The sequence below is a fragment of the Acidaminococcus hominis genome (genome assembly GCF_900291475.1).
GTDB classification, from domain to species: domain Bacteria; phylum Bacillota; class Negativicutes; order Acidaminococcales; family Acidaminococcaceae; genus Acidaminococcus; species Acidaminococcus hominis.
The window spans coordinates 438790-463982 of the sequence record NZ_OLMM01000005.1 but is presented as its reverse complement, the minus strand read 5'-3'; the positions used below and the strand labels follow the sequence as shown (position 1 = coordinate 463982).

Annotated in this window: 19 protein-coding genes, 2 tRNA genes and 3 rRNA genes; 2 read left to right on the top strand and 22 right to left on the bottom strand. The window is 53.1% G+C overall.

Translation table 11 applies throughout. From position 1 onward, the window contains the following. Window positions 1-87: 87 nt before the first annotated feature. The 21 genes from rrf to C7E10_RS08480 all read right to left on the bottom strand — a co-directional run bounded on the left by rrf (window position 88) and on the right by C7E10_RS08480 (window position 22231). Window positions 88-204: ribosomal RNA gene (gene rrf / locus C7E10_RS08580) — 5S ribosomal RNA — on the bottom strand. A 69-nt stretch (window positions 205-273) separates the two neighbouring features. Further along, a 23S ribosomal RNA gene (locus tag C7E10_RS08575) occupies window positions 274-3179 on the bottom strand. A gap of 440 nt (window positions 3180-3619) precedes the next feature. Next, a tRNA-Ala gene (locus C7E10_RS08570) sits at window positions 3620-3695 on the bottom strand. Between the two features lie 24 nt (window positions 3696-3719). After that, a tRNA-Ile gene (locus C7E10_RS08565) sits at window positions 3720-3796 on the bottom strand. A gap of 109 nt (window positions 3797-3905) precedes the next feature. Next, window positions 3906-5461: ribosomal RNA gene (locus tag C7E10_RS08560) — 16S ribosomal RNA — on the bottom strand. Together the 16S, 23S and 5S rRNA genes with 2 tRNA genes alongside form the textbook arrangement of a ribosomal RNA operon. Before the next feature lie 511 nt (window positions 5462-5972). Beyond that, complete coding sequence (eutH, locus tag C7E10_RS08555; RefSeq protein WP_105326890.1) at window positions 5973-7052, bottom strand: ethanolamine utilization protein EutH; 1080 nt, start codon at window positions 7050-7052, stop codon at window positions 5973-5975. 45 nt (window positions 7053-7097) lie between these two features. After that, window positions 7098-7853, bottom strand: a complete 756-nt coding sequence (locus C7E10_RS08550; protein WP_105326889.1) for a gamma-glutamyl-gamma-aminobutyrate hydrolase family protein — start codon at window positions 7851-7853, stop codon at window positions 7098-7100. Window positions 7854-7879: 26 nt separating this feature from the next. Next, window positions 7880-9286, bottom strand: a complete 1407-nt coding sequence (locus C7E10_RS08545; protein ID WP_231086339.1) for an alanine/glycine:cation symporter family protein — start codon at window positions 9284-9286, stop codon at window positions 7880-7882. Between the two features lie 360 nt (window positions 9287-9646). Further along, entirely contained in the window at window positions 9647-10891 is a 1245-nt protein-coding gene (locus C7E10_RS08540) for a MerR family transcriptional regulator (RefSeq protein ID WP_158572332.1), read from the bottom strand. 61 nt (window positions 10892-10952) lie between these two features. Next, window positions 10953-11693, bottom strand: a complete 741-nt coding sequence (locus C7E10_RS08535; RefSeq protein WP_105326887.1) for an RsiV family protein — start codon at window positions 11691-11693, stop codon at window positions 10953-10955. Window positions 11694-11780: 87 nt separating this feature from the next. Next, complete coding sequence (locus C7E10_RS08530) at window positions 11781-12515, bottom strand: energy transducer TonB (RefSeq protein ID WP_105326886.1); 735 nt, start codon at window positions 12513-12515, stop codon at window positions 11781-11783. After that, entirely contained in the window at window positions 12508-12924 is a 417-nt protein-coding gene (locus tag C7E10_RS08525; protein WP_105326885.1) for an ExbD/TolR family protein, read from the bottom strand. Before C7E10_RS08525 ends, C7E10_RS08530 begins: the two co-directional genes overlap by 8 nt. After that, a complete protein-coding gene (locus C7E10_RS08520; RefSeq protein ID WP_231086337.1) occupies window positions 12921-13505 on the bottom strand; it encodes a MotA/TolQ/ExbB proton channel family protein in 585 nt (194 codons plus the stop codon). The genes C7E10_RS08525 and C7E10_RS08520 overlap by 4 nt, the downstream gene beginning before the upstream one ends. 53 nt (window positions 13506-13558) lie before the next feature. Further along, entirely contained in the window at window positions 13559-14395 is an 837-nt protein-coding gene (locus C7E10_RS08515; protein WP_158572333.1) for an ABC transporter ATP-binding protein, read from the bottom strand. A gap of 1 nt (window position 14396) precedes the next feature. Beyond that, complete coding sequence (locus C7E10_RS08510) at window positions 14397-15362, bottom strand: ABC transporter substrate-binding protein (RefSeq protein ID WP_231086335.1); 966 nt, start codon at window positions 15360-15362, stop codon at window positions 14397-14399. 69 nt (window positions 15363-15431) lie between these two features. Further along, window positions 15432-17342 (bottom strand): TonB-dependent receptor plug domain-containing protein, encoded by a 1911-nt coding sequence (locus tag C7E10_RS08505; protein WP_105326882.1) that lies wholly within the window; start codon window positions 17340-17342, stop codon window positions 15432-15434. 27 nt (window positions 17343-17369) lie between these two features. Further along, a complete protein-coding gene (gene truA / locus C7E10_RS08500; protein WP_105326881.1) occupies window positions 17370-18107 on the bottom strand; it encodes a tRNA pseudouridine(38-40) synthase TruA in 738 nt (245 codons plus the stop codon). After that, a complete protein-coding gene (locus C7E10_RS08495; protein WP_105326880.1) occupies window positions 18104-18913 on the bottom strand; it encodes an energy-coupling factor transporter transmembrane component T family protein in 810 nt (269 codons plus the stop codon). Before C7E10_RS08495 ends, truA begins: the two co-directional genes overlap by 4 nt. Beyond that, window positions 18903-19769 (bottom strand): energy-coupling factor transporter ATPase, encoded by an 867-nt coding sequence (locus C7E10_RS08490; RefSeq protein WP_105326879.1) that lies wholly within the window; start codon window positions 19767-19769, stop codon window positions 18903-18905. Before C7E10_RS08490 ends, C7E10_RS08495 begins: the two co-directional genes overlap by 11 nt. Further along, window positions 19754-20590 carry an energy-coupling factor transporter ATPase gene (locus C7E10_RS08485; protein ID WP_105326878.1) on the bottom strand — a complete coding sequence of 279 codons (837 nt, stop codon included), beginning with the start codon at window positions 20588-20590 and terminating at the stop codon, window positions 19754-19756. Before C7E10_RS08485 ends, C7E10_RS08490 begins: the two co-directional genes overlap by 16 nt. Window positions 20591-20686: 96 nt before the next feature. After that, window positions 20687-22231, bottom strand: a complete 1545-nt coding sequence (locus tag C7E10_RS08480; RefSeq protein ID WP_105326877.1) for an AbgT family transporter — start codon at window positions 22229-22231, stop codon at window positions 20687-20689. Between the two features lie 113 nt (window positions 22232-22344). Between C7E10_RS08480 and C7E10_RS08475 the strand changes: the two genes are divergently transcribed. Together C7E10_RS08475 and C7E10_RS08470 are read left to right on the top strand one after the other, a co-directional pair. Then, a complete protein-coding gene (locus tag C7E10_RS08475; RefSeq protein WP_146109054.1) occupies window positions 22345-23118 on the top strand; it encodes a hypothetical protein in 774 nt (257 codons plus the stop codon). 5 nt (window positions 23119-23123) lie between these two features. After that, window positions 23124-24245, top strand: a complete 1122-nt coding sequence (locus tag C7E10_RS08470; RefSeq protein ID WP_105326875.1) for a M20/M25/M40 family metallo-hydrolase — start codon at window positions 23124-23126, stop codon at window positions 24243-24245. A 43-nt stretch (window positions 24246-24288) separates the two neighbouring features. Here C7E10_RS08470 and C7E10_RS08465 read toward each other — a convergent pair whose 3' ends face one another. Further along, window positions 24289-24618: a carboxymuconolactone decarboxylase family protein gene (locus C7E10_RS08465; protein ID WP_353937273.1), complete on the bottom strand. Its 330-nt coding sequence runs from the start codon at window positions 24616-24618 to the stop codon at window positions 24289-24291. Window positions 24619-25193 lie beyond the last annotated feature (575 nt).

Below are 25193 nucleotides of genomic sequence, written 5' to 3'. Positions count from 1 at the left end.
TAATTGTATTATAACGAAAATGGGGGATTTTTGCAAAAGACAAAAGAAAAACCCCTGAGTGATTTCTCACTCAGGGGTTCTTACCTTAACCGGCAGCTTCCTATCCTCCCGGACCGTTTCCAGTCGAGTACTTTCGGCGTATGAAGGCTTAACTACTGTGTTCGGCATGGGAACAGGTGGATCCCTTCAGCCATAACCACCGGATTTTCAATTGAAGGCATGAGCCTTCAAAACTTCATGAAGAGACGTTTTTTACTTCTTGGACTTACGGTTTAAGTCAAGCCCTCGACATATTAGTACAGGTCAGCTGAACACATTGCTGTGCTTACACATCCTGCCTATCAACCTTGTGTTCTTCAAGGTGTCTTACCGGATTACTCCGTGAGAGATCTCATCTTAAGGATGGCTTCACGCTTAGATGCTTTCAGCGTTTATCCGTTCCAGACGTAGCTACCCAACTATACCCTTGGCAGGATAATTGGTACACCAGCGGTCTGTCCACTCCGGTCCTCTCGTACTAGGAGCAGCCCCCTTCAAATCTCTTACGCCCGCGATGGATAGGGACCGAACTGTCTCACGACGTTCTGAACCCAGCTCACGTACCACTTTAATGGGCGAACAGCCCAGCCCTTGGGACCGACTTCAGCCCCAGGATGTGATGAGCCGACATCGAGGTGCCAAACCTCCCCGTCGATATGGACTCTTGGGAGAGATTAGCCTGTTATCCCCAGGGTAGCTTTTATCCGTTGAGCGATGGCCCTTCCACTTGGATGCCACCGGATCACTAAGCCCTACTTTCGTACCTGCTCGCCGTGTTTGGCTCGCAGTCAAGCTCCCTTCTGCCTTTACACTCCGCGCGCGGTTTCCGTCCGCGCTGAGGGAACCTTTGGGCGCCTCCGTTACTCTTTAGGAGGCGACCGCCCCAGTCAAACTGCCCGCCTAACAATGTCCCGGCGATCGTTACTCGCTCGGTTAGAATCCCGATAGTTGAAGGGTGGTATCCCAACGGCGGCTCCGGTAATCCCAAAGGACTACCATCTCTGCCTCCCACCTATCCTGTGCATCAAATATCAGAACCCAATATTAGGTTACAGTAAAGCTCCATGGGGTCTTTCTGTCCAGTCGCGGGTAACCTGCATCTTCACAGGTATTTCAATTTCACCGGGTCCCTCGTTGAGACAGTGCCCAAATCGTTACACCTTTCGTGCGGGTCGGAACTTACCCGACAAGGAATTTCGCTACCTTAGGACCGTTATAGTTACGGCCGCCGTTCACTGGGGCTTCAGTCGAATGCTTTGGGTCGAACCCGGACATCCTTCTTTAACCTTCCAGCACTGGGCAGGTGTCAGCACCTATACATCAGATTTCTCTTTCGCAGGCACCTGTGTTTCTGGTTAACAGTCGCTTGGGCCTCTTCTCTGCGACCATCCTAGGCTCCAGGAGCAAGTCCTTTCACCACGATGGCTACCCTTATCCCGAAGTTACGGGTACATTTTGCCGAGTTCCTTAACGAGGGTTCTCCCGCGCACCTTAGGATTCTCTCCCCGCATACCTGTGTCGGTTTACGGTACGGGCGGCAGCTTTCTCACTAGAAGCTTTTCTCGGCAGCGTAGGCTCAATCCCTTCGGGAACAAGTTCCCTCCGCGTCACACCTCAGCCTCAGTGTACGGATTTGCCTGTACACCAGCCTGCATGCTTGCACACGAACTACCAATCTCGTGCGGACCTGCCTTCCTGCGTCACTCCATTGTTCAAACGATTGCTGCCGGTACTGGAATATCAACCAGTTGTCCATCTCCTACGCTCTTTGCCTCGGATTAGGTCCCGACTTACCCTGAGACGACGATCGTTGCTCAGGAATCCTTATGCTTTCGGTGGAAAGGATTCTCACCTTTCTTTTCGCTACTCATGCCAACATTCTCACTTCCCACCAGTCCACCGTACCTTACAGTACGACTTCAACCCGATGGGAACGCTCCTCTACCACGCAAGCCTAAGCTTGCATCCATAGCTTCGGTTCCATACTTTAGCCCCGGGAATCTTCGGCGCAGGGCCTCTCGACCAGTGAGCTATTACGCACTCTTTAAATGGTGGCTGCTTCTGAGCCAACATCCTGGTTGTTTATGAGACCCCACATCCTTTTCCACTTAGTATGGCATTGGGGACCTTAGCTGATGGTCTGGGCTGTTTCCCTTTTGACAACGGGACTTATCTCTCGTAGTCTGACTCCCAAGCTCTGCAGCATAACCATTCGTAGTTTGACAGGGTTCGGTAACCATTACAGTCCCTATCCCGATCAGTGCTCTACCGCCTATGCTTACTGCTTGAGGCTAGCCCTAAAGCTATTTCGAGGAGAACCAGCTATCTCTGCGTTCGATTGGAATTTCACCGCTACCCACGATTCATCCGAAAGTTTTTCAACACTCACCGGTTCGGTCCTCCACACAATTTTACCTGTGCTTCAACCTGATCATGGGTAGATCACTACAGTTTCGGGTCTGCGAACACTAACTCATCGCCCTTTTCAGACTCGGTTTCCCTACGGCTCCGCATTTCCTGCTTAACCTCGCTAGTGCCCGCAACTCGTTGGCTCATTCTTCAATAGGCACGCCGTCGCTTGCGCTCCGACTGCTTGTAGACATACGGTTTCAGGTTCTCTTTCACTCCGCTCCCGCGGTTCTTTTCACCTTTCCCTCACGGTACTATGCGCTATCGGTCACTAAGTAGTGTTTAGCCTTGGAGGGTGGTCCCCCCGACTTCCCACAAAATTCCTCGTGCTTCGTGGTACTCTGGATACTCACCTTCTCGCTCGTCCTTTAACCTACGCAGCTTTTATGCTCTGTGGCTTACCTTTCCAGGTAATTCGGCTAGGATGAACTTGAATTGTGTGAGTCCGTAACCCCGGAAAGCCGAAGCTTCCCGGTTTAGGCTCTGCCCTCTTCGCTCGCCGCTACTGTGGGCATCTCGTTTGATTTCTCTTCCTCCGGCTACTTAGATGTTTCAGTTCACCGGGTTCCCTTCCCTAAGGATACCAGCCCATTACGGCTGGTGGGTTTCCCCATTCGGATATCTACGGATCAAAACCTGCTTGCGGTTCCCCGTAGCTTTTCGCAGCTTACCGCGTCCTTCATCGGCTCTTAGTGCCTAGGCATCCGCCGTATGCCCTTAGTAGCTTGACTTATCTCCTAGCAATATTCGGCCATTTCTTTGTCGCTCGTCGCAAATTTTCCTCGATATACTTTAGTATTATCTCCGGAAATTTGCTTCCTCGCTTCGCGAACTATCCCGAATCTTGTTGGAGTCTTTCTGTTTTCGCCGATAATCGTTTTCTTCTGCGTCACTTGTCGTGTTTTGTCCTCGATATACCTTGTAGTATTATCTGCGGCAAAACGCTCCTCGTTCCTTGAATAAAATCGATTCTTGACGAAAACAACTAGTTCTACTAAGTCACACTTACGTGTTCCTAGTTTTCTCGTTACTCGTCTCTAAATTCGCATTTAGATTAGAGGTATCTACTACATATTCATCACAATACATAGTAGATTTAATTTTGATTTTCATCAAAACTGTTTTTTGTCTCTTCTATGAAGTTTTCAAGGTTCATACGATAGTAAGTAATTGGTGGAGACGAGGAGAATCGAACTCCTGACCCCCTGCTTGCAAGGCAGGTGCTCTCCCAGCTGAGCTACGCCCCCAGCATACATTCCTTTAGGAAAATATGGTGGGCCCAAGTGGACTCGAACCACTGACCTCACGCTTATCAGGCGTGCGCTCTAACCAGCTGAGCTATGGGCCCATTTCCTTACCATCTTGAGGGCAGAACCCTCAAAACAGAATATTGATATTGACAGATGTGCGTCGACGAGAATAGTTGATGTACCGTAGTACCCAACGGTTCTCCATAGAAAGGAGGTGATCCAGCCGCTCGTTCTCGAACGGCTACCTTGTTACGACTTCACCCCAATCATCGGCCCCACCTTAGACAGCTGACTCCTTACGGTTATCTCACCGGCTTCGGGTGTTACCAACTTTCGTGGTGTGACGGGCGGTGTGTACAAGGCCCGGGAACGTATTCACCGCAGTATGCTGACCTGCGATTACTAGCGATTCCAACTTCACGCAGGCGGGTTGCAGCCTGCGATCCGAACTGGGGTCGGGTTTATGGGATTTGCTCTGCCTCGCGGCTTTGCTGCCCTTTGTTGCCGACCATTGTAGTACGTGTGTAGCCCAAGACATAAGGGGCATGATGACTTGACGTCATCCCCGCCTTCCTCCAGGTTATCCCTGGCAGTCTCCTATGAGTCCCCACCATTACGTGCTGGTAACATAGGATAAGGGTTGCGCTCGTTGCGGGACTTAACCCAACATCTCACGACACGAGCTGACGACAGCCATGCACCACCTGTTTTCGTGCTTCCGAAGAAGGGGACCTATCTCTAGGTCTTTCACTCAATGTCAAGCCTTGGTAAGGTTCTTCGCGTTGCGTCGAATTAAACCACATACTCCACCGCTTGTGCGGGCCCCCGTCAATTCCTTTGAGTTTCAATCTTGCGATCGTAGTCCCCAGGCGGGGTACTTATTGCGTTAACTCCGGCACAGAAGGGGTCGATACCTCCTACACCTAGTACCCATCGTTTACGGCCAGGACTACCGGGGTATCTAATCCCGTTTGCTACCCTGGCTTTCGCATCTCAGCGTCAGACACAGTCCAGAAAGGCGCCTTCGCCACTGGTGTTCCTCCCAATATCTACGCATTTCACCGCTACACTGGGAATTCCCCTTTCCTCTCCTGCACTCAAGACTTCCAGTATCCAACGCCATACGGGGTTAAGCCCCGCATTTTCACGTCGGACTTAAAAGCCCGCCTACATGCTCTTTACGCCCAATAATTCCGGACAACGCTTGCCACCTACGTATTACCGCGGCTGCTGGCACGTAGTTAGCCGTGGCTTCCTCGTCAGGTACCGTCAATACAAACGCTTATTCAACGTTCGCACATTCGTCCCTGACAACAGAGTTTTACAATCCGAAGACCTTCATCACTCACGCGGCGTTGCTCCGTCAGACTTTCGTCCATTGCGGAAGATTCCCCACTGCTGCCTCCCGTAGGAGTTTGGGCCGTGTCTCAGTCCCAATGTGGCCGTTCATCCTCTCAGACCGGCTACTGATCATCGCCTTGGTGAGCCGTTACCCCACCAACTAGCTAATCAGACGCAGGCCCATCTTCCAGCGATAGCTTATAAATAGAGGCCATCTTTCATCCCTTCTCCATGCGGAAAAGGGATCACATTCGGTATTAGCATTCCTTTCGGAATGTTGTCCCCAACTGGAGGGCAGGTTGCCTACGCGTTACTCACCCGTTCGCCACTAAGAATTTACCGAAATAAATTCTCCGTTCGACTTGCATGTGTTAAGCACGCCGCCAGCGTTCGTCCTGAGCCAGGATCAAACTCTCCAAAATAGAATTATTTTGAAAAGCCGCTTGGCTCTTGAAAATACTAGCTTTGATTTTTTTACTTCGTTGTCTCGAAGTGACTCGATCTCATCACCGTAAAGGTGACTTGACCCGCACATCTGTCAATCAATATTCAGTTTTCAAAGTTCGTCTTGCTGTCTCAGCGACAGCTTGTTTATTCTAGCAAACTTAGAAGTTTTTGTCAACAACTTTTTTGTTTTTCTTTTGAAAAACAGCGTTTTGATATTTCCAAGTGTTGCTTGCTTCTCAAGAGGAAGCTTAGTTATAATACCATACCCCTGGCAGAATGGCAAAATGGAAAATTACGGTTAATAACAGTTTAAATTTGGTTTTTACGCGTTTTTTACATTCTCGCAGTTCTCTTTTCATTACTTTCTTAAACTTTACGTTACTTTACGTAAGAATTACAAAAGCTCGTTGAATCGTTCGTACTAAATCGAACAATTCAACGAGCTTTTACTTGTATCAGTTGCATATGTAACAACTATTACAGCTTTTAGCTTTTTTTATTTTCTTTGGCCGTATACCTGTTGGCCACCCATAGCGCCAACAGCGCACCCACCAGTTTACCGGCAATAACGGGAATGGTCATACCCGGCTCCACCCCAGCGGTAAAGCCCAGATAGTCCCCAAAGGTGCAGGATGCTGATACCATGAAGGCAATATTTTTGACTTTCCCGGCTTCCGTCATTTTGGGCAGCATCATGAAGGTAGGCAGCGGATTTACCAGCGTTACCCCAAAGCCAAATACATCGTCCTTGTTTACGGCCTTGCCGCCCTTCTTGTCCATGCGTTTTTCCACTGCTTTGGTTACCAGGGACATAATGGGCAGAGCACCCATAAGGAACACGGCAATGACGTCTACGATTTTCATAGCCACGTCCACTTTCTCCATACCGGCGATAATGGTAATGCCCGTTACCTGGGTAAAGCCAGCTGCCACAAGCCCCAGCGTTCCCAGCAGGGAAACCAGTTTGCCCAGCGCCAAGCAGCCGGCAATAATCAACCGAGGTCTCAGCAGCAGGCCCACTGCCAGCAGTAGGGACAGCAGCAGCACCGGCACCGTATTGTACAAGATGCTGCCCAGGGGAAACCCTGCAGCCAGACCTCCTGCCACAGCCCCAATGGGCATGGGAATAATGCCCAGCATAATTCCTTTGGCAAAAGAATCCAAGTCGTTGTCACTGATAATGCTCAGGCCCAAAGGAATCAGAAATACCAGGGTACAGCCCAGGGTAGTACCGATATTCAGGCCGGCATACAGAGCCATAGAGGGATCCTTGGCCAGTTCCATAGCCAAAGGATAACCGCCCATATCACTGGAAAGCAAGCCTCCAAACAGTGCCGGGTCCACCCCTGTGGAATTATACACCAGCGCGGCCAAAGGCTTAATATTGCTGGAAATCACAGGGGCCAAACAAATCATCCCTGCCATCCCCAGAGCCAGAGGGCCCATGGCATTGAGCCCATCTACAAACTTCTGCCCCAGCCCCAATTTGTTGCCGCGCAGATGGTCAATTCCGCCCAGCACAATACCAATGCCGATAATCATGAATAAAAGCTTGTCCAACCCCATCAAATTCACCCAGTTTCCCGCTAAATTTGCTGCCCCTGGGAAGCCTTACTGATTTGCTGCAGCAGTTACAAATGCCTTAAAAATGTTCTGCTGCTCTTGTGTAGTAAACATCATCTCTGGATGCCATTGTACGCCCAGGGTAAATACCTCAGCATCCTTCAGCTCCACCGCCTCAATGACCCCGTCCTCGGAACGAGCCGTTACCTTCAGCTTGGTTCCAGGATTTTTTACCGCTTGGTGATGGTAACTGTTTACCTCCACAGAGTCGTTACAGAGGATAGTATAGAGCAGGCTGTCTTTTTCTACAAGATTTTTATGCACAGAATATTCTCTGGGACTATTCCCCATAAAATGCTTCAGGTAACCGCCTTCGCTTTCCAGATCCTGGTACAGGGTTCCGCCCAAAGCGGTGGTCAGGATTTGGATTCCCCGGCAAATTCCTAAAAACGGTTTTTTATTGGCTAAGGCATAGCGGGTAATGTATAAATCCATTTTATCCCGCTCCGGAATAATCCGGCCGCATTGGCCAATCATCCGGGTTCCGTAATTTTTGGGATCCACATCATGGCCGCCGGTGACCAAAACCCCGTCTAATTTGGCCAGCAAAGGATCCAACTCCTGCATAGCTTTCAGCCGAGGCAGCAGCACGGGGATGCCCCCAGCCTTTTCTACCGCATAGACGTAGTCCCCTGCCAGATACAGCCAATCCTGGCCGGCAATACCTACGCCGGATTGCAGGCCCAGGCCATCCTGGGGATCATAGTTGCACGTTACACCGATTACTGGTTTCAAAGTTGTCATCGTAGTCATCCTTTCTGCCATACAAATTATTTGTTCAAGCCTTTACGGGCAGCATATTCTTTTTCCATTTTGACCCAGGGAGCCCATTTTTCCGTTTCCCATCTTTGGGGATTGGAGAAATATTCCTTGAACAGCTCCACAATCTGGCCGTTGCACCAGTATACCCCCAGCATATTGACCAGCACATACACGCCAGCAAAGAAGTCTACATAGGTAATCAGTTTGGAAATCCCAACCATGCCGCCGCCCAGGATCAATACCAGCATAATCCAGCGGGCTACGCCCCGGGCCTTTTCACCCACCAAGGCAATGAACTGGGCTTCGGTAAATTCAATCTGGGCGCAGGCGGTGGTAAAGGTAAACAGCACTACTGCTATCGTAACCAAAAGGCCGCCAAAGCTGCCCAGGCTTTGCTCAAAGGCCGTAGCCGTCATAATGGCCGGATCCAGTTTCAGGGTCCAAACGCCGCTGGTGAGCACCACCAGGCAGGTCATGGAACATACGATAATGGTATCAAAAAATACTTCAAATACGGCCCACATGCTTTGCTGAATGGGGTGATTCACATCGGCTACCGCATGAACAATGGTGGTTACGCCGGTACCGGCGTCATTGGAGTAGCAGCCCCGGGCAATCCCCCACCGGATGCTTTGGGTTACCGTAGCACCCACGAACCCGCCAACGGCAGCATGACCGGTAAAGGCATCCGCAAAAACAGCTGCCAAAGCACCGGGCAGATTGCCCACGTTCATGGCAATCACCACCAGGCAGCCTGCCATGTACATCACACTCATAAAAGGAACCAGTTTTTCCGTTACGGACAGCAGGCTCTTCATGCCGCCGATAACTACCAGGCCCACCAACAGGGTCAGCACCACCGTGGTAGCCAGCCGGGGCGTACCAATCCCCACCAGGTTATCCACCCCAGAACCGATCTGGGCCGAAGCGGCCAAAAACAGGCAGAAGATGCAGAGTACGGCATACACCGGGCTGATCCACTTCCAGCCGGTACCCTTGGTCAAGTAGATCTGGGGACCGCCTTCCCATACCCCGTTGTCCCCCATCCGGCGATACTTCATGGCCATGGTGGTTTCACAGAATTTGATGACGCAGCAGAAGAACCCGGACAGCCACAGCCAGAACACGCCCCCAGGGCCGCCAAAGGCTACCGCCATGGCCGTACCGATGATGTTGCCGGCCCCCAAGGTAGAAGCCAGGGCCCCGGTAACTGCCTGCCAGCCGGAGAACTTGCCGTCTTCACCCTTTTCCCCAAAGGATTTCCCAATGGTGTTTTTCAGGATAAAGCCCAACCGGGTAAATTGGGGAAAGCCCAGCCGGATGGACATGATGAAACCGCCGCCTACCACCCACAGCAGCATGGGGATGCCCCAGAGCCAATTTGCAAAAGCCTGCATACCTTCTAGAATAAACATAATGATTCCTCCTCGCATTTCCTGGCAGCAATGCCGTCCTTTCGTTTGTTGCCCCCATAGTAAGACCTATAGTCCACACCACGTCAAGAAGAAACTTTACGTTCTGTCCTCCGAACGTTTTCTTATTGTATGCAATCTGTTCTATTTTTAGCCATTTGTTTCTTGTATTAACCATAATGTATACTGTATTAACCATACAGCATTCTTGGTTCCTATTCTTTCAGACTTTATTTCACCAAACTCGCTTTAAAAAAGTCATTTTTATTTTTTTGTATAATTCTCCGTTTCGTTCGCCCCAGGGATTTTGCCTCATAAAAAAAAGATGGAGTTAACTCCATCTTTTTCAAAAATATTTTTCGCTTACAATTTTTTCCCCACATATCCATACATTTCCAAGGGTTCCCCATCCACATGTTCGGTATACATGTGATGTTTGGTGGTCTCCAGCACCGTCCCCAGCAGCTTGGTCTTCAGGCTGTACCCATTCTGCCGATACTCTTCCTCCAGGGCTTTCATACTGCACATCCGGCTGCTGCCCTCGGGGTACTTACGCATCAGGTTTTTCCGGCTTTGGCTGCCCCAAGGCAGGCTTTGGTACGCCCCAATCAGCTCTGCTCCGGGCTTCAGCTGTTCCTTCAGGTTCTGAAGCTGGCACTGCTTATGGTAAAAGCTGTATTCCAGCTCTCCAAAAAGGGCCACCACCAGATCAAGGGACTCCCTGGCCAGTGGCAGGTGCTCACCGGCATCCGCAATATACAAAACCTTTAGATCAGGAGCCAGGGTCTCCATCAGGGATTTATAGTCTGCCAGCACTTCCGGGTACTTGTCCGCAATGATGTACAGACAGTCCTGGGGCAGATTGTCCAAAAAATTATAGATAAAAAAGTAGCCGTTGATGTTCCCTTCAAAAATCACTTTCCCGTGCAAGTCCCTCTTGTTCAGCTCCTGCAGCATAAATTCCGGGCAGCGAGGCGCACAGATACTGAACTGGAGCCCGGTCTCATGGTACAGTTTCCGCTCCAGGTCCGGGGTATCGTGGTTTCCTGTATAAAGGTTCCCCGTCAGCAGGATGCCGTTGCGAATCTCCATCTGGCAGCCGCAGTCACAGCGCAGCTGCCCTTTCATCAGGAAAGACCGGCTGATTTCCCCACCTTCAATGGTAAAGCTTTTGCCGCAGTGGGGGCAGCGCAGCAGGGCAATGGCCTCCAGCGGCACCCCGCTGGCAGCCGTATGGGCAACCTTTTTCCGTTCTTCCAGCTGCCGGATTTCCTGCTGGAGCAGTTCCAGGCTGGCGTCCAGATTTTCCCGCTGCTGCCGCAGCTCCTTGGCCTTATTTTCCAATAGTTCAATGCATCGGTTCAGGGTGGCTGGCTCGATAAAGTTGGACATCCGTTTCAGGTACAGCAGGCTGCGGATTTCCGTAATGCTTAACTGCATATTTTTCAGCCGCAGGATAGTTCCCATATCCAGCTTATCTTTCTCGCCAAAATGCATCTGGGTTCCCACCACCTGGGGCCGCAATAGACCCATTTTCACGTAATAGCGGACCGTGTCCTTGGAAACCTGGTACAGGTCCGCAAAATCTCCGATTTTCAGATCTTGCATGGGAATTCCTCCTATAGGGTAAAAGCAGGCAAAGCCATAGGGTTTTGCCTGCTTTTTTTGCTCAAATACCGTTTTGCATGGACAGATCGATGATGCCCACCGCATACGGTGCGATTTCGTAGGGCTGGAACAAAAAGTGGATACTGCCGTCCGGGTCCAGATAGTAATTTTCCGGCAATTTTTCCAAGCCCTTAAATTCCGGATAGAAGTAATGGCCTGTGCCATAGGGCGTTGCCCACAGCTTTTCGTTGATTTTTTCCAGAGTAAACAGGGCTTTCTGGTGCTTGGGCACAAGGTCCTGCCATTTCACCAGCTCCCCGGTCTTGAGAGAAAAGGTGTAGCCCCGTTCCCAACTCAAGGGGTGGGCTGCCCGTTCAAAATAATCCATACCGTATTCCCGCACAGACAAATACCCCTCGCCGTAATGGCACAGCCGGTAGTGGATATAGGAGGTCAGCTTTTCCGAATGAACGTTGGCTTTTTCGTAATCCTTCCGGGACTTTTCCGCTACCTTTTTCAGGTACCGGGAAATTTTCCGGGATGCCTCCGGATTCTCTGCCAGGTACACCTGGGGATAGCTGAGATTCAGGCCATTTTCCTGAATCAGCTGGCTGCGGATCACCAGCCCCTGCTGGGCAACCATGACCTGCCCTGGAAATTCCCCTTCCAGCGGCTGCTCCAGGGTCAAATGGGCGGTTTTGGCCCAATCATTTTCTGCCGCCTGACTCATTCCTGGTCCGGACAGTACCAACGCCAGGGCCATAAATCCCGTCAGCAGCAAGCCTGCCTGCTTCTTTCCCATACTGCCTCATCCTTTCCTGTCTAGACACTTGCCACGACTTATTCTCTCCTTGTATTATACAAAGCCTTTTCGGCCTCTGCAAGAAAATCACTCCTCCAGGCTGTACCGTACCCGAATTCGGGCGGTGCTGGTTATGGGCTGTCCAGTCCGGTCCAGGGCCGGCTGGAACTGCCCCTGCCGGACCGACTGGAGAGCCGCCCGGTCCAGCCGGTCGTAGCCGGAGCTTTCCTCCAACCAGGCTTCCGTTACGCCGCCCGAAGGGCTTACCGTTACCCCTACCAGAACGCTGCCTTCTTCGCCGGCACTCCGGGCAGAGGCTGGGTACACCTTATGGTAAGAGGACAGGACGGGTCCCCGGCTAAGGTCCGCACTGCCGCTTCCAGCCCCGTTCCCAGCCCCGGAGCCAGAGCCTTCTCCGCCGCCTTCTCCACCGCCATTAGCGCCAGTGCCCGTGCCGGAGCCAGCAGGGCTTGCTGTGCCAGTCCCGCTGCCCGCAGCGCTGGGAGCAGAAAACCCTGCACTGCTCTCCCCCGTAGTAAGTACTCTTTTCCCCGGCTCGCCTCCTTCTGCTGAAGGGCCGGTAGGGGTCTGCAGCAGCTGCTGCAGTACCTGTTCCGTATTTTCCCCAGTACCGGCAGCGTTGCCAGACACCCCGGCTGCGCCGCCTGCCGTATTGCCCCCCACTTCCTGAAGGGTTACGTGAATGCTGGGGGGCTGGGGCGCTGGCCGCAGCTGGTACAGCAGCCCGCCTGCTGCAAAGACGAGCAAACCATGCACCAGCAGGGACCAGCCCAGATACCCGGGCCATTTTCCCTTAGCCATGACTTCCCTCCAGCTGCACCGTCAGGGCAAAATCCTTGATGCCGCAGGTTTTCAGTTCTCCCATAACACCCATGACCCGGCCGTAGCTTACCTCCTGGTCGGCCCGCAGGTTCACCACCTGACCCTTGCCCTGCTGCACCGCAGTCTGGGCCTCAGCCTTTAGCTGTTCCACCGTTACCGGCTGCCCCTGGAAATAAAGGCCTCCGTCCCGGGTAAGGGTTACTTCCAAGGGTGCTTCCTGCTGGAGTACCCCTTGGGCCTTGGGCAATTCCACGGGTACCCCGTACTGCTGGGTCATGTACATGGTACACACAATGAAGAAGACCAGCAGCAGAAACACCATATCAATCATAGGGGAAATCTGGATATTGGATTCCTTTTCCGAGGAAGAAGAACCGAAATGGATCATTGGTGCCAGCCCCCTTGCTGCGGCAGGCTGTCCGCATTTTCCATAAAGGTATTATCCACCTGTTCCAGCTCCCCTGCCAGGGTTTTTACCCGCTGGGCAAAATACGTATGACAGCAAATGGTCACAATGGCAATCAGCAGGCCAAAGATGGTGGTAATCAGGGCTTCCCCCACCCCGGCGGTAACCGCCAAAGGATTTTCCCAGCGGGTACCCAGGGCATCAAAAGAAGCCATCATCCCGGTGATGGTTCCCAAAAGGCCCAAAATAGGCGCCAGGGTCACAATCACCTGGAGATAGGTCAGGCCTTTTTCAAAATGCTGCAGCAGCTGCCGGCTTTCCCCTACAATATAGCTCTCCTTGGTCCGGACCTGGGGAGGAGCGGAAAGAAGTTTCCGTCCCAAAGCCGCCATTTCTCCCGGAGTATTCTCTGTCAGCTGCCAAGCCTCCTGCCAGCGGCTTTCCCGCAGCAGAGCGCAGAATTGCTGGGGAAAAACCCGGCCTGAATCCTCCTTATGAAAATACTTCCACCGTTCCAGGGTAAGGGCCAGGGAAATCACAGAACAAAGCAGCAGGGGCCACATTACCAAACCTCCCCGCAAAAAATAACTCCAACCTGTTTTCAGCCATTCCATCACTAATCTGCCTCCGTAAATCGATTTTTCAAAATGTCCTGCAATAACTCCTGCTGCCGTTTTTCCTGTTGGGGATTGGGCCGGGGCTGAATCCGCAGCCCTCCAGGGCCCCGCACCACCTGGCAGGAAAGGCCATAAGCCTCACTCAGCAGCGTTTCTGTCAGCACCTGTTCCGGAGTGCCCTGGGCCAGAATTTTTCCCCGCCCCACCAGCACCAGCCGATCACAATAAGCCGCAGCCAGGGTCAGGTCGTGCAGGGAAAGCAGAATTCCCAGGCCTTTTTCCACCAGCTGGCGGCAAAGCTGCAGCAGCTGTTCCCCCGCCGCCAGGTCCAGTTCCCCCAGGGGCTCATCCAGCACCCAATAGGGCGCCTGCTGGAGCAGGGTCCGGGCCAATAGCACCCGCTGGCGTTGGCCTCCGGACAATTGGTCCACCGGCTGCGCCGTCAGTTCTTCCGCTCCCATAAGGGCCAGACAGCGCCGGGCCTGCTGCCGCTCCGCTTCCCCTTCCTGGGCCAGCCAGGAAAGATAGGGATAGCAGCCAGTCAGCACCACGTCCTCCGCCGTATACCCAAAAGCAAGCTGCCCGTCCTGGGGCAGGTAGGCAATTTTCCGGGCAAGCTGCTGCCGGCTGAGCTGCCTAAGTTCCCTTCCGTCCACCTGAGCCGTTCCCCGCCCAAGGGGCAGGATTCCCGCCAGGCTTTTCAGCAAGGTGCTTTTCCCGGCACCGTTAGGGCCAATGAGCCCTACACACTCTCCTTGGGCCAGGGAAAAGTCCACCTGGTCCAAAACCTCTTTTTCTCTATAGCCCAATCGGGCCCCAATTAATTCCAGTGTCATATCAGTACCCCTTGAGCAGCGGCTCTTTGTCCCAAACAAACAATTTCCGGCCAAAAGCTGCGTTGGCCATGGCCTTGATGCCATACACCAGCTGGGGAGAAGCGTCATAGACGTACCGGTCCGGCAGCGCCACCAGATGCTTCAGGCCCCGCAGCTCCTGGTAGGCCGGATTGGCAAAAAACTGCTGCCGGATAGCCGCATAATCCTGCTGTTCCTCCGGATAGGGCTGGGCCACCAGGAAAAAGTCCGGGTCCGCCCGGAGCACTGCTTCAGGCGTCAGGGTATCTCCGTTTTTCAGGCCGGCTTCAGCCAAGCCATTGCGAAAGCCCGCCCGCTTGGTCAATTGGTCGTAAAGGGACCCGGTGCCGCCGTAACGGCTCATCAGCGAAACCAGAAACCCCACCGGCCGGGGCTGGGGCTCCTGGGCCACCACCCGGTCGATTTCTGTCAGCTGCGCTTCCAGCTGCCGGACCACCTTTTCTCCGGTCTCTTCCTGCCGGAGGGCTTTGGCCATCAGCCGTACATTGTCTTCCACTTGTCCAAGCGTAGACGGGCCATAGCACACCACCACAGGAATCCCCAGTTCCTCCACCTTGGCAATCAGCCCCGGATCGGACCAGGTGGAAGCCAAAAACAAATCCGGCTGGACGCCAGCCACAGCTTCCGGGGTATAATCCCGCAGCCGGGGGGTGACGCCTTTGGTTTCTTCACTGATAAAGGAGACCCCCGGTTCCCCGTCCAGATAATAGGCAGCCGCCAAACGCTCTGCCGGCACCAGGGTCAGCAGGGTTTCATCCAAATGGAGGGAATCGGTCACAATCCGCCGAGGCTCCTGGGGCAAAGTGACAGTTTTTCCCCGGACATCTACTACCGTATAGCCGCTTTTTAGCTGGGGTTTTGCCGTTGGGCCACAGCCAAAAAGCACCAGCAGCACACCCAGCAGCAATAGAAAGCGCAGGCTTTTCATGGGGTTCCTCCTTCTTAGGCTTCAGATACAGAAAAAGAGGCTGTGCAGCGCTCAGCCTCCCCTTCCTCTTTAGAACGAATATTCCGCGCCAACCATAATCCGGCGTCCGGGCATGGGATAGCTATCCTGCCCTCCGACTACGCCGCCCTGCTCAGCATAGGCTGCGTTGGTCAAATTGTAAACTGTGGCGTAGCCGGTCCAGTTTTGGTTAAACTTGTACCGGGCATTGAAATCCATGGTCAGGTACCGGTCTTCCCCGTAGTTTTTCCGGCTGAGACCGGTGGCTGCCCGGCCCCTAAGGGACAGGTTCCACCGCAGGTCATGGAACCGGACCCCAAACTGGTAGTAGTTGGGGGCATAGTTGTTGTCCCGGGTGTAGCCTGCATCAGCACGATTATCTTCCACTTTTACATAAGTATAAGACCCTTCCAAATCCCAATGCTTATTCAAATGGTGCACAGCGGACAGTTCCAGGCCGCGTTTCTTTTCTTTTTGGATATTCTCCGCGTAGGAATCCGTGCGGTACTCATTAACCTTCACTTCGCGCCACTCAATAGCATTGTTTAGCAGGCTATAGAAAGCATTAATGCTCACATCAGTTTTGGGCGTGGCCTTAAAGTTGTAGCCAATATTCCACACATTGCCGGTTTCCGCCTTCAGGTTGTCCTTGCCTACATATTTGCCCCACCCCCACAGGGACAGGTCAGAATAATAATACAGGTCATCGATGGTGGGCGTCCGAAATACCTGGTTCCAGGATACGTACAGATTGCTGTCCTGGGAGAATTTCTTGTTCACGGAAACACTGCCCGTGGTCCGGTTCCCGCTGTGGCTATGGTCATCATAGCGGACCCCGGCGTTTAACTGCCAGGAAGGCAGGAACTGCCACTGGTCCTGGACAAAGAGAGCCTTGTTGTTATACCCCTGGGTTCCCGTATAGCTGGCTATATTTTCAGCTTGGGCATGCCGGTATTCCAGACCCGCAATCAGCGTATTGTTCTCCGCCAGTTTCAGGTTCTGCTGGGCCTCCACCGCCCAATCGGTTTCGTCCATGCCCCCCAGGTTGTAGTAGGAATAATAGTTCCGGTACAGCTGCACATAGCCTTTGTTGTCCAGGTTCCGGTTCCAGTCGTAGCGCAGGCCCACATTGTTGGTTTTCTTGTCAATCTGGGAAGGGCTGTAATAGTTCACCTGGTAGGGGTTATTGCCCTCCAGATTGGAATAGTCATAGTTCAGGGTCAGGCCGCTGTTGGCATCAAAATCCTGGGTCACCTTCAGGGACAGGGCGTCCTGGGTATAGTCACTTCTGCCGGGCCACCGCTTGGTGTCCCCATTATGATCCTTATACTTTGTGTAGGAAGCCTTTTCCAGCTGGGCACTGACCAGAATTCCGGTTTTGTCCTGCCGGCCGCTGACGGTTACCCCCAGGTCCTGATTGCCCCAGGAGCCATAGCCTGCCCGCAGGGTTCCCGTAGTTTCTTCCGTATTTTTCGTGATAATATTGATTACGCCGCCTACGGCGTCCGCCCCGTACAGGGTGGAGGCGCCGCCTTTCACCACTTCAATCTTCTCAATGGCGCCCATGGGCGGCAGGGTATTCAGGTCAAGCGTAGCCTTCACCATAGACCCCATACTATTATTTACCCGGCGGCCATCCACCAGCACCAGCACCCGCTCATCTCCGTTGAGCATCACGTGGCGCTCACCGGCGCCAATACCACCCTGCATGACCCGGGCACCGGATACATCCTCCAGGGCTTCCGCCACATTTTCGTAGCCCCGCTCCTTGATCTGCTGGGCCGTAATCACCGTTACATTGGCAGGGGTATCCGCCTTGGTATTTTTCAGCCGGTTGGCAGTAATGACAATCTCCTGTACCGGTTCCTGGGCCGCATCGGCCGCCAGGGCCAGTCCACTGCCCAGAGTCAAAAGGGTCAGTGGTACCGTTACGCTAAGGGTTTTCCCCATCATTTTTTTCATTGCAAAAGCCCCTTCCAATTTTTCGTTTTAATATTTCACATGCATTAAATAAAGTCCTTGGGCCGGAGCAGCCATCCCCGCTTGCTTCCGGTCCTTAGCGGCCAGTACCGCCGCAAAATCTTCTACCGTCCATTTGCCGGTGCCCACCCGCACCAGACAGCCCACAATATTGCGCACCATCCGGTACAGGAAACCGTCCCCGGTAATGGTAAACACATACAGGTCCCCGTCCTGCACCCAATGAGCTTCCTTCAGGGTCCGAACCGGGGACCGATCCTGGCTCCCTTGGTTTTTGAAGGAAGAAAAGTCGTGGGTGCCCAAAAGCAGCTGGGCTGCCTGGTTCATGGCTTCTACCTCCAGGGGCTCCCGGATTTCCCAGGTATAGTTCCGCTGACAGGGATCCGGCAGAGGCGCATAAAGTACCTTGTATTGGTACGTTTTTTCAATAGCATCGTAGCGGGCATGAAAATTCTCCGGTGCCACTTCCGCGGTGCGGATGACAATATCCGGGGGCAGGACTGGCTCCAAAGCCCGCCGGTAGTTTTCCGGGGGAATGGGACTTTCCGTAGAAAAGGAAATCACCTGTCCCAGCCCGTGGACTCCGGCATCGGTCCGGCCTGCCGCCTTGATCAAAATCGGTTCGCCCAGTACCCGGGTCAGGGCCCGTTCCAGCACCTGCTGGACACCTACCCCGTTTTTCTGGCGCTGGAACCCTTGGTAACTGGTTCCGTCGTAGGCCACCAGGGCCTTAATGGTTCTTCTCATGCAGCAAGCGGCCCCCATTTCAAAAAGGCCAGCAGGGCAAATAGGCCCAGCATCACCAGGGCCGCAGCGCCATCACCTTTTTTATAAACCAGTTCATTCATCCGGGTCCGACCTTCCCCGCCCCGGTAGCACCGGGCTTCCATGGCCAGGGCCAGTTCATCGGCCCGGCGGAAGGCAGAAATAAACAGGGGAATCAAAATGGGCAGCATATTCCGGGCCCGTTTCATGATATTCCCCGAAGAAAAGTCCGCACCCCGGGACATCTGGGCCTTCATGATCCGGTCCGTTTCCTCCAGCAGGGTAGGAATAAAGCGCAGGGCAATGGTCATCATCATGGCCAGCTCGTGGGCCGGCACCCCGATTTTCTTAAAGGGCCGCAGCAGGGATTCTATTCCATCCGTCAGTACAATGGGTGACGTAGTAAAGGTCATCAAGGAAGAAATCAAAAGCAGCAGCACCAGTCTCAGGGACATCTTGATTCCCAGAATGATGCCTTCTTCTGTCAGGGTAATGAATTTCCAGCTCCACAGCACCTTCCCGGGATCCGTAACAAAATGAATGCCCATGGTCAGCAAAATAATGACCCACAGGGGTTTCAGCGACCGCAGCAGCAGACCTGCCGGCAGCTTGGCCAGCAGGGTGCCCAAAAAAATCAGGGCAATCAGCAGTCCGTAGGACAACGGCGAATCGGCCATAAACACCATGACCATATAAAACAGGACGGACAGGATTTTGGTCCTGGGGTCCAAACGATGAATGCAGGAATTGCCGGGATAGTATTGGCCCAGCGTAATATCAGTCAGCATGTTTCCACCCCTTTGCCCGCATAATAGCTGCCACCAGTTCGTCCTGGGTAAGAGGCGTACCGTGCAGGGGCAGCCCAGCCTGTGCCAGCTCATCAGCCAGTTTCAGGCTCTCCGGAATATCCACGGACAGCTCCTGGAGCTTTTGGCGCTCCTTGGCAAACAATTCCCGGGCCGGGCCGTCCAAATGGACCTTCCCGCCCTGCATTACCAGAAGCCGGTCCGCATACTGGGCCGCTTCTTCCATACTATGGGTAATGAGCAGCACCCCCATTTTCCGCTTATGGAAAATTTGCAGCAGCTGGTGGAACACATTGTCCCGGCTGACCGGGTCCAAACCCGCACTGGGCTCGTCCATAATCAGGTAATCCGGTTCCATGGCCACTACCCCGGCAATGGCCACCCGGCGCATCTGTCCGCCGGACAATTGGAAAGGAGACCGTTGGGCAAAGGTATCGTAGTCCAAATCCACAAATTCCAGGGCGCTTCGGACAGCTTCTTCCACTTCTTCCGGGGTCTTTCCCTGATTCCGAGGCCCAAAAGCCACGTCTTCATAAATAGTTTCCGCAAAGAGCTGGTGTTCCGGATATTGGAATACCATACCCACCTTGCCCCTGGCGGTTTTTACCTGGGCACCTTTGCCGGCCAGGTCCACCCCATCTACCAGCACCCGGCCGGAAGAAGGATGGAGCAGCCCATTCAGATGCTCAGCCAGGGTGGACTTGCCGCTGCCCGTGTGGCCGATAAGCGCTACAAATTCCCCTTTTTCCAGGGTAAAGCTCACATCATCCAGGGCTTTCTGCTCCAGACTGGTGTGGGCCATATAGGTATAGGAGATATGATCTACTTGGATGGACATAATGCTTCACACAACTCCTTATGGGTCAGAATGGGAGGCAATTTGTGCCCCTGTTTGTTCAGGACATTGGCCACCTCAGCGGCCAGAGGGCATTCCAGGCCCAGGGCACGAATCCGGTCCACCTGGGTGAATACCTCTTTGGGGGTGCCTTCCAGGGCGATTGTTCCCTGGTCCATGGCGATGATCCGGTCCGCCAGGATGGCTTCCTCCATTTTGTGGGTAATGTACACAATGGTAATGTGTTTTTCCTTGTTCAGCCGCAGCACCGTGCTGACAATCTCCTGCCGGCCTTTGGGGTCCAGCATGGCGGTGGGTTCGTCAAAAACAATGCAGCGGGGCTCCAGGGCCAGCACCCCGGCAATGGCCACCCGCTGTTTCTGGCCGCCGGACAGCCGGTGAGGTGCATGCTTGGCATACTCAGTCATGCCCACCACTTCCAGGGCCTGCTGGACCCGAGGCCGGATTTCCGGTCCGGGCACCCCGATGTTTTCCAGGCCAAAGGCCACATCTTCTTCCACGATGGCAGCCACAATCTGGTTGTCCGGGTTTTGGAGGACCATGCCCACCTGCTGGCGCACCGGCCACAGGTTCTCTTCCAGGGACGTATCCATTCCCGCTACCAGGCACTGGCCTTCCGTGGGCAGCAAAAGGCCGTTGAAATGCCGGGCCAGGGTGGACTTGCCGCTGCCGTTGGTGCCAATAATGGCCACAAATTCACCGGGGGCAATGGACAGGTTGATGCCCTTTAGAGCCGTCATTTCCTGGTTTTGGCCATCGATATAGGTATGGGTCAAATTTCTCGTTTCAAGTATCGGTTCCATAAAATCCTCCATAAATTAAGATTATAACTTTGTTGACCGCACCCCGTCAATGACACAAAAAAAGTGGTGTGCAGATTCGCACACCACTTCAGGTTCTTACAGGATTCCAGGAGGAAGCATAGTTCCTACACCAGGTCCAATGGGCAGGCCCAGCGCCAGCCAACCAATCAGGAAAAGGATCCAGGCAATCTGCAGCACAATCGCAATGGGGATCATGTTGGAGATCAGGGTACCAATGGCAAGATTGGGCATGTATTTTTCCTGGGCCACGCTGAGGATCATCCAGATATACGGGCTCATAGGCGTGAAGCAGTTGCCCGGGGAGTCCCCCAGCCGGTACAGCAGTTGGGCGAAACCAGGATGGTAGCCCAGCAGCATGAACATGGGAACGAAAATCGGGGCGAAAATAGCCCACTTGGCAGAACCGGAGGAAACGAAAATGTTTACGCCGGCGGTAATCAGGATAAAGGCAATGCACATGGGGATACCGGTAAAACCAACGCCCTTCAGGAAGTCAGCGCCGCTGATGGCCATCAAGGTACCCAATTGGGTCCAGTTGAACAGCCCTTGGAACTGGCCGCAGAAGAAGCAGAACACCACATAGGCGCCCATACCGCTCATTTGTTTTACCATGGCACCGTTGATGCTTTTAATGGAATTGAATTTCCCGGTGCTCATACCAAACACAATGCCGGCAATGCTGAACAGGAAGAACAGAATAGGAATCAGGCCCTTCAGCAGCAGAGAACCTACCAGGGTATGACCGTCCTTGGACAAGATGCCCGTAAAGAAGCCTACAGCCAGAATAACCACGTAGATAATAACGGCCAGCGCAGAATGATGCAGGGCCTTGACTTCCGTGGGGGTTACTTCAACAGCCTCTGCTTCCGTTTCCGCCCCTTCGTACTTGCCAAAGCGCGGTTCGATGATTTTTACAGAAACTGCACCAATCACCAAAGAGCACAGGAAGGTGGAAACGAACATGAAATACCAGTTACAGGTTACGTCTACGGCAAAGGCGCCGGGCGTACCCAAAAAGGCATCAATGGCCTGGTTGGTCAAGCCTTGCAGCAGGGAGTCAGTGCCTGCCACCATCAGGTTGGCGGTAAAACCAGCCTGGGCACCGGCGTAGCCAACGATCATGCCTACCACCGGGTGCTTTTTCACGCCGATGTACACAATGGCGGCCAAAGGCGGAATGACGATCATGGCCGTATCGGAAGCGATGTTGCCCACCGTACCCAGGAAAGCAATCAAATAGGGAACAATGGAGGGCGGCACATTTTTCAGGGACCGTCTCAGCATGGTCACCAACAGGCCGGATTCTTCACAGAACCCGATGGCCAGAGTCATGGTGATTACCAGACCCATGGGGGCAAAGCCGGTGAAGTTCTTGACCAGGTTGTTCAGCAGCCAGGTTACCCCGTCCTTAGAAAATAGGTTTTGGGATACCACGGCTTTCCCAGTTGCCGGGTTCACCAGGCTGAAATTGGTTGCGGTCATTACGGTACCAATTACAGCAGCGATTAAGAATAAGACCACGAACAGAATTGCGGGCGGAGGCAATTTGTTGCACACGGTTTCAATGGTATTCAGAAACCGATCCACCCAGTTTTGCTTGGATGCTTGTTTTGCTTCCATGCGATGCACCCTCCTTTTAGTTTTGTATACTAAGCACAGCAGCCCAGCTGCTGTGAATTAGTCAAAACCTCGAACATTTCTTCACAAGAAGTTCGGATTGTCTTTATAATAGCATGTTTGGAAAAGCCTTGTCCAGTCTTTTATCTTGTTATTATTTTCATGAATTTCTATGTTATAATAATTACAAGTTCAACTTTTCCCTCTACTTCTGCAAAAAAATTCCCAAAGGAGAATCGCCTATGGAAAGTGTCGTTATCAATTTGTTCCCCAATTTTGCCTTCTGGAAGCTCCATTCATTAAAGGAATATTTACTGTTCTTTTTGATGCTGGCAAGCGGAATTGCTCTGCTTTTCTACGTTTTGCGCCGCATGAAGAAGGCCAGGACCCCCGCCGGTTCCTTGAAGCGGATTACCGAAGCCGTGCAAAAACAAAGTCATGGAAAAGCCCGCATTTTACGGCCGGCATCGCCTTTACTCCAGGGCTGCGACCTGTTAGTACTTTTAAATCAGGATTTGGTTATCCTTAAAAACGTGTATACCGGATACTTTATACAAGGTTCGTACCATGCCGAACAATGGAAAATTTCTGATAATTCTATGTCGCAGGAAATAGCGAATCCCCTTCCATTCCTGCAAAAAGACGCAATTGAGATTGAGAATCTGCTAAAAAAGAATAAAATAGAAAATCTAACTCTGCATTATTTTGTGCTTTTCTCGGATAATTATGCAGAACCGGAGATTACCCTGGATGATGCGGCCCTGCCCTACGCCCAAACCCTGAAAACCTTCAAGGACTGGCTGAAAAAACATCAGCTGCATCCCCATACGGCCCAGGAACTGGAGGCAATCCAAAAGGCCCTGGAGCCCCTGTGCAAAGTAGAGGAGTGAAACCCATGCCCAACCAAAAACGTTTATTGGAAACCTTTCTCACCTATGTCCAGGTGGATTCTGTATCCGGCAGCGAGGCCCCTATGGGGGAGCTGCTGCTGAAAACCCTGCGGGAGCTGGGCCTGGAGGTCCGGCGGGATACAGCTGGCAGGGACAGCGGTACCGGAGACGGCTTTAACGTCTATGGAAGACTGCCCGGTACCCTTCCCGGCAGCCCCGTACTGCTGGTGGCCCATATGGATACCATGCCCCCGGGCTGCGGCATCAGGCCCCAGGTTAACAATGGCCTGATTACCTCGGACGGAACCACCGTCCTGGGCGGCGACGACAAGTCTGGGGTGGCGGCCATTGTGGAAGCCCTCCGCTCCCTGGTGGAGGAACAGCGTCCCCACCGGACAGTGGAAGTGCTGTTTACCATTGGAGAAGAAACCGGTATGCAGGGCACAAAACATTTGGACTATACCTGGTTTCAAAGCAAAAACGCCCTGATTTTCGATCTGGGCGGTCCCCAGGGCACGCTGGTGACTCAGGGGCCTGGGCAGCTGAAATTCAAGGCCCTGGTCCACGGCCGCAAAGCCCATGCAGGGCTGGCTCCGGAAAAGGGCATCAGCGCCATCCAGGCAGCAGCCAAAGGTGTGGCCGCCATGAACCTGCTGCGCATTGACGAAGAAACCACCTGCAACCTGGGAACCTTCACCTGTGTGGGCCCCAACAATGTGGTGCCGGACCTGGTCCTGCTCCAGGGGGAAGTCCGCAGCCGCAGCCTGGAAAAACTGAACCGGCAGGCAGCACACCTGAAACAATGCCTCCAGGAAGCCTGTGACGCCGCAGGAGCGGTCCTGGACTGGGAACTGGTAACCAACTATACGGTCTTCCAGGTACCGGCCCAGAATCCCTTTGTACGGGAGGTGGGCGCCGTCTACCAGGAGCTGGGCTTTACCCCCGCTATCCAGGCCACCGGCGGAGGCAGCGATGCCAACGTGCTGGCCCTCCACGGCTTCACCCCCCTCATCCTCAGCACCGGTATGAGCAAAGTCCATACCACGGAAGAAGAACTGCGGGTAAAGGACCTGGAAGACACCTGCACCTTTATCCACCGTCTTCTTACCCAGCCAGGGAAAAACTAACGTTATGAAAAAAGCTCCGGAATTTGTATCCGGAGCTTTTCCTTTATTTGCCCGTCTGGGCGGGGCTTCCATAAATTTCCTTCATGTAGCGGAATGCCGCCCACGCCTTGGGCCAGCCTGCATAAAAAGCTGCCTGGGTCAGGATTTCGGCCATTTCTTCCTGGGTCACACCATTTTCCTTGGCTTTAGCAATGTGGTGCTTTAGGGAACTGTCCAGGACCCCGCTGGACATGACCGCCGTAACCGTCACAATGCTTCTCAGTTTGGGAGACAGCTCCTTTTCCCGGGCCCAAACTTCCCCAAAAAGCACATCATCGTTCAAATGAGCAAATTCCGGGGCGATACTCCCCAGTTGATCCCGGCCGGCAGTCACCTTCCCTGCCGGCTTGGCGGCAGGTGCATTCTGGGCCGCCGCCGCATAAGCGGCCCCAGTGGACAGCAGCAGAAAAGACGCAGCCAGTGCGGCTGCCCATTTTTGTAAACGTTTCCCTGTTTTCATCTTTATGCTCCTTTCAAAACCTCCAGCCTGACAAAAAACAACTGGATTTTCTCCTTTTACTATATCGGAATAGGCCATTCATGTAAAATATTTATTTCACATGAATGGCCATACGAAAATTGCATGATTTAATAAAAAAGCAAGGGGATGTGAAAAAATAAGACTTCTATCGTCGCCTTTGGCGACACTTCCTACACGCTTGCAGGAAGCGTTCCAGACCTCTACTGGTCAAGTGACAGACAAGGGTGGTGCAGGTATTTACATACCTAAATTTTATCTCAAAACCCGTTTTGCACATGACTAGTATAGGTCTAAGACCGGCCCATTCAAGCGTGAAGGGGCTGTCAGCACGTAGGGCTGACTGAGGAAGTTTTGAGACACAGATACGGCTATAACGAACAATAAAAATGGCTTGCGAACTAGTTTGAATTCGCAAGCCATTTTTTCAC